The sequence below is a fragment of the Streptomyces milbemycinicus genome (assembly GCF_002154605.1).
GTDB lineage: Bacteria > Actinomycetota > Actinomycetes > Streptomycetales > Streptomycetaceae > Streptomyces > Streptomyces milbemycinicus.
The window spans coordinates 1-9,410 of sequence record NZ_MUNE01000805.1; the positions used below are offsets into that span (position 1 = coordinate 1).

At 72.5% G+C, this 9,410-nt stretch carries 7 protein-coding genes and 1 pseudogene; 7 read left to right on the top strand and 1 reads right to left on the bottom strand.

Annotation, left to right across the window (positions count from 1 at the left end):
- Positions 1 to 2,189: molybdopterin-dependent oxidoreductase (locus tag CCN51_RS46630; RefSeq protein WP_211303319.1), on the top strand; the 2,189-nt coding region annotated here is incomplete at its 5' end.
- A gap of 56 nt (positions 2,190 to 2,245) precedes the next feature.
- Positions 2,246 to 2,812: a TetR/AcrR family transcriptional regulator gene (locus CCN51_RS46635; protein WP_014181362.1), complete on the top strand. Its 567-nt coding sequence runs from the start codon at positions 2,246 to 2,248 to the stop codon at positions 2,810 to 2,812.
- Positions 2,813 to 2,885: 73 nt separating this feature from the next.
- Here the strand turns inward: CCN51_RS46635 and CCN51_RS46640 are convergent, their stop codons facing one another.
- Entirely contained in the window at positions 2,886 to 4,949 is a 2,064-nt protein-coding gene (locus CCN51_RS46640) for a phosphocholine-specific phospholipase C (RefSeq protein WP_043488043.1), read from the bottom strand.
- Positions 4,950 to 5,165: 216 nt separating this feature from the next.
- On the opposite strand from CCN51_RS46640, the gene CCN51_RS60385 reads away from it, so the two are divergent.
- The 5 genes and pseudogenes from CCN51_RS60385 to CCN51_RS46660 all read left to right on the top strand — a co-directional run.
- Positions 5,166 to 5,729 (top strand): SUKH-4 family immunity protein, encoded by a 564-nt coding sequence (locus CCN51_RS60385; protein WP_405381579.1) that lies wholly within the window; start codon positions 5,166 to 5,168, stop codon positions 5,727 to 5,729.
- A gap of 40 nt (positions 5,730 to 5,769) precedes the next feature.
- Complete coding sequence (locus tag CCN51_RS46650; RefSeq protein WP_014181365.1) at positions 5,770 to 7,005, top strand: MFS transporter; 1,236 nt, start codon at positions 5,770 to 5,772, stop codon at positions 7,003 to 7,005.
- Positions 7,006 to 7,456: 451 nt separating this feature from the next.
- A pseudogene (locus CCN51_RS58630) lies at positions 7,457 to 7,903 on the top strand (GNAT family N-acetyltransferase); the annotation flags it as partial.
- Positions 7,904 to 8,002: 99 nt separating this feature from the next.
- Entirely contained in the window at positions 8,003 to 8,938 is a 936-nt protein-coding gene (locus CCN51_RS58635) for an amino acid ABC transporter permease (protein WP_238545729.1), read from the top strand.
- Positions 8,931 to 9,410: amino acid ABC transporter ATP-binding protein (locus CCN51_RS46660; protein WP_143676118.1), on the top strand; the 480-nt coding region annotated here is incomplete at its 3' end. The genes CCN51_RS58635 and CCN51_RS46660, both read left to right, overlap by 8 nt.

Genomic DNA, 9,410 nt, shown 5'->3' on the forward strand with positions numbered 1-9,410 from the left:
GCTCCAGCCAGCCGCTGCAGCGCAACCTCCCCGCCGCCCTCGACCCCCGCTCCCGGGTGCTGCGGCCGCATATCCGCCGCGGCTGGCTGGAGCGCGGCCCCGGGCCCGACCCGGCCCGGGGCGCCGACACATATGTGCCGGTCTCCTGGGACACCGTGATCCCGCTGCTGGCCCGCGAGTTCGAGCGGGTCCGCGCCGAGCACGGCAACCGGGCGGTCTTCGGCGGCTCGTACGGCTGGGGCAGCGCCGGGCGCTTCCACCACGCGCAGAGCCAGATCCACCGGTTCCTGAACTGCCTGGGCGGCTACACCCGGTCCGTCAACACCTACAGCCTGGGCGCATCCCGTACGCTGCTGCGCCACGTTGTCGGAGACGACGCCCCGATCTCCACCCCCACCACCTTCCCGGTGCTCGCCGAGCACACTGGCCTCTTCCTCTGCTTCGGCGGGATGCCCGCCAAGAACTCCCAGGTCAGCGCGGGCGGCATCAGCCGCCACCACACCGCGGCGGCGCTCCGCGCGGCCCGCGCCCGGGGCGCCCGCTTCGTGCTGGTCAGCCCGCTGCGCGACGACTTGGCGGATGAGCTGGACGCCGAGTGGCTGGCCCCGGTGCCGGGCACCGACACCGCGCTGATGCTGGCGCTCGCCCATGTCCTGATCGACGAGGGCCGCTACGACGAGGCGTTCTGCCACCGCTACTGCGAAGGGTTCGACACCTTCCGCCGCCATGTCCTCGGCCACGACGGATCAGCCGCCAAGACCCCGCGCTGGGCGGAGGAGATCTGCGGCATCCCCGCCGCCCGGATCGCCGCCCTCGCCCGCGAACTGCCCCGCCACCGCACCATGATCTCGCTCAGCTGGTCGCTCCAGCGGGCTCACCGCGGCGAACAGCCGCTGTGGGCGGGCATCGCCCTGGCCTGTCTGCTCGGCCAGATCGGCCTGCCCGGCGGCGGGTTCGGCCACGGCTACGGGGCGACCGCCGGGATCGGCGCCGGGAGCCTGCCGTACAAGCTGCCGACCCTGTCCCAGGGCACCAACCCCGTCGCCGACTTCATCCCGGTCGCCAGAATCGCCGACCTGCTGCTCCACCCCGGCGGGACCTGCGACTACGACGGACAGCGGCTGGTCTACCCGGACATCCGCCTCGTCCATTGGGCCGGCGGCAACCCCTTCCACCACCACCAGGACCTGGCCCGGCTGCGCCGCGCCTTCACCCGCCCGGACACGGTCGTGGTCCACGAGCCGCACTGGACGGCCACCGCCCGCCACGCCGACATCGTGCTGCCCGCCACCACCACCCTGGAGCGCGAGGACATCGGCGGCGCCAAGGAGGACGCGGCGCTGATCGCCATGCACAGGATCGCCGAACCGGTGGGGGAGGCCCGCGACGATTACCGGATCCTCGGCGACCTCGCCCACGAACTGGGCGTCGGCGCCGCCTTCTCCGAGGGCCGCGACGAGCGCGCCTGGCTCGAACACCTCTATGAGAGCTGGCGGGCCGGGCTCGACCCGCGGTACGCGCCCCGGGAGGACTTCGCCGCCTTCTGGGGGGCGGGCCGTATCGCGCTGCGCGGCCGGCGCGAACGCCACACGCTGTACGCCGACTTCCGCGCCGACCCGGACGCCCGCCCGCTGCCCACCCCCAGCGGCCGTATCGAGCTGTACTCCCGCACCATCGCCTCCTACGGCTATGACGACTGCCCCGGCCACCCCACCTGGCTCCCTCCCGCGCCGGAGGACGGCGCCGCCTACCCGCTGCACCTGATCGCCAACAACCCGGCGGCCCGGCTGCACAGCCAGCTCGACCACGGCGCGCTGAGTGCCGCCTCCAAGGTCGCCGGGCGTGAACCGGTGCGCCTCCACCCCGCCGACGCCGCGGCACGCGGGCTGCGGCCGGGGGACGTGGCGCGGGTGCGCAGTGCCGTGGGCAGTCTGCTGGCCGGGGTGGTGATCAGTGACGCGCTGCGCCCCGGCGTGGCGCAGCTGGCCACCGGCGCGTGGTTCGACCCGTCCGCCCCCGAGGTGGCCACCTGTGTCCACGGCAACCCCAACGCGCTGACCCGCGACACCGGCACCTCGCGGCTGGCCCAGGGCTGCACCGGCCAGCTGACCCGGGTGGAGGTCGAGCCGTACGACGGGCCCGCGCCCCCACCGCCGGTCCATGCGCACCTCCCGCCGCCGGGGCCCTGAGGTAGAGTGGGAGAACGATGGTTCTCGGGTAGTGGTGCGCGGGGTGGCGAGGGCGGATGACGGTGGATCTCGAAGACACGAAGGAGCGGGTCCTCGACGCGGCCGAGGAGCTCTACTACGGCCGCGGCGTACAGGCCGTCGGCATGGACGCGGTACGGACCGCCTCGGGCGTCTCCCTCAAGCGGCTCTACCAGCTCTACCCGTCCAAGTCCGTCCTGGTCGAGGCCTATCTGCGGCGCCGCGACGCCCACCTGCTGCACGGGCTCGCGAGTTACGTCGAGGCGGTGCCGGGGCCGCCGGAGGAGCGGGTGGCGGCGATCTTCGACTGGCTGTACGAGTGGTTCAGCGAGCCCGACTACCGGGGCTGCGCCTTCATCAACTCCTACGGCGAGCTCGGCGCCACCGCACCGGAGGTCGCCGCGGCCGCCCGCGCCCACAAGGACGCCTTCCAGCGCTATGTGGCCCGCCTCGTCGCCGCCGCGGACCTGCCCGCACCGCTGGCCGCCCACCTCGCCCTGCTGGCCGAGGGCGCGATCACCACGGCCGCGATATCCGGCACCCCCGAACCGGCCCGGCAGGCCCGCGAGGCGGCCAAGGTGCTGATCGCCGCCGCCCGCGCCTGACGCCCGAGCTCCGCGCGTCCGGCCGACGGCTCTGTGCCGGCCGGGCACGCGGGCATCGGGGTGGTCGGTGGCGTCAGTCCGCCGAGATCGCCGGGTCGCTGACCCCTGCCCGCCCCGTCTCGACATGGCCGGCCAGCCGCCGCAGGAAGCCGCGGTCGTGGTCGGAGGCAACCGACAGGTCGTACCACTGGTGGCTGCGCCGCAGGTCCGCCGTGTGGACGGTGTGCGCACCGGGCCGCAGCCGGTAGGTGGCCGGCTTGGCCTTGCTGTACGCGTCGGTCACGGTCAGCGTCACGGTCGACTCGCCCTCGTTGGTGAGGGTCAGCCGCACCTGCCCCGCCTTGCGGTCGTGGCGCGCGCTCACCTCGGGCCCCCGCAGGCCGTCGGCGGTGCGGCCCGTGAAGCGCCGCAGGAAGCCTCCGGGCCCGTGGACCGTGAAGTCGTACGCCCCCTGCTCCCGCTCCGTGGTGTCCCAGCTGCCGGACAGCCGCTTCCCCGCCTCGACCGTGTAGCCCCAGGGGCCGGCGGCGTCGGTGGCGGAGGTGATGTGGAAGTGCGCGCCCGCCCGGCCCGGGTTGGCGAAGCCGATCCGCAGCCCGCCGTCGGTGACCGTGGCGTCGGCGGCCAGGTCGTACGGCAGCGGCCTGGCGCGGCGCGTGCCCGGCTCCTGTCCGGGCAGCGAGCCGTGCGCCGGGGGCTTGGGCTTGTAGTCGGGGTGGCGCTCGCGGTCCGGGGGCAGATAGCCGCTGGTGTCCGGGAAGGCCGGGAGGTGGGCGTCGGTCCGCGCGAAGTCGAACGCCGCGGTCAGGTCGCCGCACACCGCCCGCCGCCACGGCGAGATGTTCGGCTCGGCCACCCCGAAGCGCCGCTCGATGAACCGGACAATCGAGGTGTGGTCGAAGGTCTGGGAGCAGACCCAGCCGCCGGTGCTCCACGGCGACACCACGAGCATCGGCACCCGCTGCCCCAGGCCGTAGGGGCCCGCGACCTTCGACGAGGAGCCCGGGAACAGCTCCCCGGTGGTCTCCACGGTCGACGCGCCCTTCTGCGGGGAGGACGGCGGGTACGGGGGCACGAGGTGGTCGAAGAAGCCGTCGTTCTCGTCGTAGGTGATCAGCAGCGCGGTCTTGTTCCACACCTCAGGGTTCGAGGTCAGCGCGTCCAGGACCTGGGCGATGTACCAGGCGCCGTAGTTCGGCGGCCAGTTGGGGTGCTCGCTGAACGCCTCGGGCGCCGCGATCCAGGAGACCTGCGGGAGCCGGCCGGCCTTGACGTCGGCCCGCAGGATGTCGAAGTACTCGTCGCCCTTCTTGGCGTCGGTGCCGGTGCGGGCCTTGTCGTAGAGCGGATCGCCGGGCGCGGCGCCGCGGTACTGGTTGAAGTACAGCAGCGAGTTGTCGCCGTAGTTGCCCCGGTATGCGTCCTCGATCCAGCCCCAGCCGCCCGCGGCGTCGAGGCCGTCGCCGATGTCCTGGTAGATCTTCCAGGAGATCCCGGCCTTCTCCAGGCGCTCGGGGTACGTCGTCCAGGAGTAGCCGGCCTCCGCGTTGTCGAGGACCGGGCCGCCGCCGACGCCGTCGTTGCCCGTGTAGCCGGTCCACATGTAGTAGCGGTTGGGGTCCGTGTTGCCTATGAACGAGCAGTGGTAGGCGTCGCAGACGGTGAAGGCGTCGGCCAGCGCGTAGTGGAACGGGATGTCCTCACGGGTGAGGTACGCCATGGTGGTGGCGGTCTTGGCCGGCACCCAGTTGTCGTAGGCGCCCTGGTGGAGGGCGGACTGGCCGCCGTTCCAGTCGTGGTTGAGACCCTGGAGGAACTGCAGGCCGAGATCCTCGACGTCGGGGCGGAACGGCAGCACGTCCTTCGTGCCGTCCGGCTGGTGCCACACCGGCTTGCCGCTGGGCAGGGACACGGGGTGCGGGTCGCCGAACCCCCGGACCCCGCGCAGGGTGCCGAAATAGTGGTCGAAGGAGCGGTTCTCCTGCATCAGGACCACGATGTGTTCCACGTCCCGCAGGCTGCCGGTGCGGCGGTTCGCGGGGATCTCCGCGGCCCGCGCGATGCTGTCGGACAGCAGTGACATCGCGGCGCCGCCGCCGGCCAACTGCATGAAACGTCTACGGTCCAGGGAAGTCATGAACGGCCACTCTCCTCGGCGTCCGGGGTGGAGCAGGGGGTCGGGGCAGTCTCGTCCGCCAGGCGGCACCGCGTCACGGCGGACGGCGAAATCCAGGGAGAATCCTGGGTGAACGCCGACCGCGGGGGAGTGTCGGTGGCGCGCAGTAGGGTTTTCGAGCAAGGACGGAAGACCTGGCGCGGCACCGCGCCGGGGCGGCACGGGGGATGCATGGCGATGGCGGTAATCAGGGTCCCGGAGAGCGAGTCCCATCCGGCGATCACCCACGAGGCGACGCGCCGGTCGCTGAGCGAGGCGGGCCTGCCGGGCGACAGCTACCTGATGCGGTTCCGGCCGCTGGCCGAGGGCCGGGTGGTGCCGGTGCCGCGGCTGCTCGACGACTCTGCCGACCCGGCCGAGCTCGACGACGACATCGGCGGCCTGCTGGCCATCGGCCATCTCCTCATAGAGGGCGAGGAGGCCGACCACATCGTCCTGGACGGGGCCACCGGGCGCGTCTTCACCATGTACCTCTTCGAGAAGGACCCCGATCTGATCAAGGTCCTGCCCCTGGCGCCGTCGGTGGCGGCGCTTGGGCGCTCCCCGCACTGTCCGTACCGGCCGGGTTCACCCCCGAGGGGCTGCCGGTCGGCCTGCAGATCGTGGGACCGTACCGGGCGGACTTCGCCGCCCTCCAGATCGGCCACGCCTTCGAACAGGCCACCCAGCACTGGCGGCGGCGCCCGCCGGTCGTGGGGTAGGTGGAAGGTTCTTGTCAGGTCCGGCGGCCGGACCCCATGATGTTTGCGTGAACATCCGACAGGGCGGGGACGCGCGGCGAATGCCCGCGGGGTTGGTCGCGCTCGGTCTTGGCGGCTTCGGGATCGGTCTGACCGAGTTCGTTATCGCGGGCCTGCTGCCCCAGGTGAGCCGCGACCTGGACGTCTCCGAGGCGGCGGCCGGGTGGCTCATCTCGGGGTACGCCCTCAGCGTCGCGATCGGCGCGATCCTGCTGACCGCCGCCACCAACCGCGTCCACCGCAAGGCCGTCCTCGTCGCGCTGGTGGTGTTGTTCGTCCTCGGCAACCTGCTGTCGGCCGTAGCGTCCACGTACGCCGTGGCGCTGCTCGGCCGGGTCGTCGCCGCCCTGTGCCACGGCTCGTTCTTCGGCATCGGCTCGCTCGTCGCCCGCCGTATGGTCCCGCCGGAGCGGGCCTCGCGCGCGGTCGCCGTGATGTTCGCGGGGCTGACGGTCGCCAATGTGCTGGGCGTGCCGTTCGGCGCCCTGGTCGGCGAACGCTGGGGCTGGCGCGCCACGTTCTGGGCGATCACCGGGATCGGCGTGCTGGCCGTGGCCGCCATCGCCGTATGGGTTCCGGCCTGGGCGGGCGCCGTGGACGAGGCCCACCGGGCGGCCGGTCTGCGCCCCCAGCTCCGCGCCTTCCGCTCCCGGCAGGTCTGGCTGACCCTCGCCGCCACCGCCCTCGGCTATGGCGGCATGTTCGGGGCGTTCAGCTATATCGCGTACACCTTCACCGAGGTCACCGGCTTCTCCAGCGCCGATGTCTCCTGGCTGCTCGTCGTCTACGGCAGCGGTCTGGTGATCGGAAACGTCGTCGGGGGCCGGGCGGCCGACCGCGACCGCGATCGCACGCTGATCGCGTCCCTGGCGGGACTCGCCGCCACACTCGCGGTGTTCGGGCTGCTGGCCGAGGGGCGGGGCGCGTCGGTGGTCCTGGTCTTCCTGATGGGCGTCTTCGGGTTCGCCGGCGTCCCCGGCATGATCACCCGCGTCACGGACGCCGCCGCCGGCGCGCCGCTCGCAGCCAGTGCCAACGTCTCGGCCTCCAACGTCGGCAACGCCCTGGGCGCCTGGCTCGGCGGCCTCGCGATCAGCGCCGGCCTGGGCTACACCGCGCCGCTGTACGTGGGCGCCGCGGTTGTGGCGCTCGGCCTCGCCGTCATGGTGGTCGCCGCGCACACCGGGCGCGCCGCGCCACCTCCGTCGTGCGGCCCTGACCTGGCGGCCGGTCACACCCGTCCGGAGCAGGAACGACGGCCCAGCACGAGCCGGTGACCGACCGGGCCCGCGGCGGTCCAGTATGCGGCGCGCGGTTGACGTGGCGCGCGATCTACTGCTGAATGATTGCCATGACTGCCCAGCAGCGCTTGGTCACCCGTGGCCACATCGACTTCGGTCGGGTGTGGTCCGCCGCGTGTTGCGGCTGACTCGGCAGCGGACCACCCAAGCGGTCCGTCCCCGCTCGTGACCATCTCGGTCCGAGCCCTCTCACCCCGGCGTCCCCGCCGCTGAGCACTGACTCGCGTGCGGACGGCGCCATGAGCCCGTACGCACGCCGCCGCACCCGGGCCATGTGTGTGCTGCCACCCCCCTCATCTCCCTGCTCCGCCGCCACCACGGCCGGCGCCCAGGGCACCCGCGGGCTACCCGCGTCCGCTCCTCGCCCACCTCCCCGAAAGGCCACGCCCATGTCCGCGGAAAGCCCCAGTCCGACGCGGGAGCACGGATGACCTCCGTCGCACAACCGCCGCCTTCTCAACTGGAACCGGCCGACCTGACGGCCATTCAAGTCCCGGTGTCCGACCCGCGCGTACGGCCGCTGCTGCGCGAACTGGGCGAGGAGTACTCGACCCGCTACGGCAAGGACGCCCACGCCGAACTCGCCCGCTACCCCGACGAGGAGTTCACCACGCCACACGGCGGGGTGCTGCTGCTGTTGCTTGAGCACGGCGAACCCGTCGCGGGCGGGGCCTTCCGCCGGTACGACGAGAACACGGCCGAGCTCAAACGGATCTGGACGCACTCCGCACACCGGCGGCGCGGTTTCGCCCGCCGGGTGGTCGCCGAACTGGAGCGCGAGGCGAGCGCCCGGGGCTATCGGCGGATCTACCTGACCACCGGGCCGCGCCAGCCCGAGGCCCGCGGGCTGTATCTGGCCAGCGGCTACACGCCGCTGTTCGACACGGAGGCCGATCCGGAGACCATCGGCCCGCTCCCGTTCGAAAAGCACCTCGCCGCCCGGCACGAGAATCACGACACCGACCACGACGATCTGGCCTCGCTGAAGGTCGTACCCACCCGCCACTACGCCCGCTGGGCCGCCGCCCTCGCGGTCCTGGTCCTCACCGTCCAGTTTCTCCATGGGCTGGTCACCAACCCCGTCTGGCAGTGGTCGGTGTTCGGCGAGTACGTGCTGTCCGAGACCATCGTCACCGCCGTGGGGGTGACATTGCAGCTCACTGCCTACTCGATGCTGCTCGGCTTCGCACTCGGCACGGTGCTGGCGTTCATGCGGCTGTCGGCCAGCCCCGTGCTGCGCACCGTGGCCTGGACCTACGTCTGGATCTTCCGCTCCATCCCGATGATCGTCCAGCTGGTGTTCTGGTTCAACCTCGGCGCGCTGTACCGGGAGTTGGGCATCGGCATCCCCTTCGGCCCGGTGTTCTGGTCCGTCAGCAGCAACGATCTGATCGGGACCATCGGCGCGGCCCTCATCGGCCTGACGCTCCACCAGGCGGCCTACTGCGCGGAGATCGTCCGCGGCGGTGTCCTCTCGGTCGACCGGGGCCAGCTGGAGGCCGCGGCGGCGCTCGGCATCCCCAGGCTGCGGCAGATCCGGCGGATCGTCCTGCCGCAGGCCATGCGGGCCATCCTGCCCACCGCGGGCAGCGAGATCATCAGCCTCCTCAAGGGCACCTCGGTGGTGTACGTGATGGCCATCGGCGAGCTCTTCTACCAGGTCAAGGTCATCTACGGGCGCAACGGCATGGTGATTCCGCTGCTGATGGTCGCCACCGCCTGGTACGTGTTCCTGACCTCCGTGCTCTCGGCCGTCCAGTACTACGTCGAGCGCCACTTCGCCCGGGGCTCCGAGCGCGCCGTGCCCCCCACCCCGCTCCAGCGCACCCGGCGCTTCGCGGCGCGCCTGCGGGCCGCGGCCGCACAGCGCCGCCGGCCGGCCGCACCCCTGGGAGGCGGCCATGAGTGAGGTGATGGTGGAGGTGCGCGGGGTCCACAAGAGCTTCGGGCCGCTGGAGGTGTTGCGCGGCGTGGACCTCCAGGTGCGCACCGGTGAGGTCACTGTGGTCCTCGGCCCGTCCGGATCCGGGAAGTCCACGCTGCTGCGCACCATCAACCACCTGGAGAAGGTCAACCGCGGCTGGATCAGCATCGACGGCGAGCTGATCGGCTACCGCAGATCGGGGAACCGGCTGTACGAGCTGAAGGAGCGGGACGTTCTGCGGCAGCGCACCCATATCGGGTTCGTCTTCCAGGACTTCAACCTCTTCCCGCACCTCACCGTGGCGGAGAACCTGATCGAGGCCCCCGTCGCCGCGCTCCGCCGCCCGCGCAAGGAGGCCCTGGCGAGCGCCGCGCGGCTGCTGGAGCGGGTCGGGCTCGCCGACAAGGCGGGCGCTTACCCCCGGCAGTTGTCCGGTGGTCAGCAGCAGCGGGTGGCC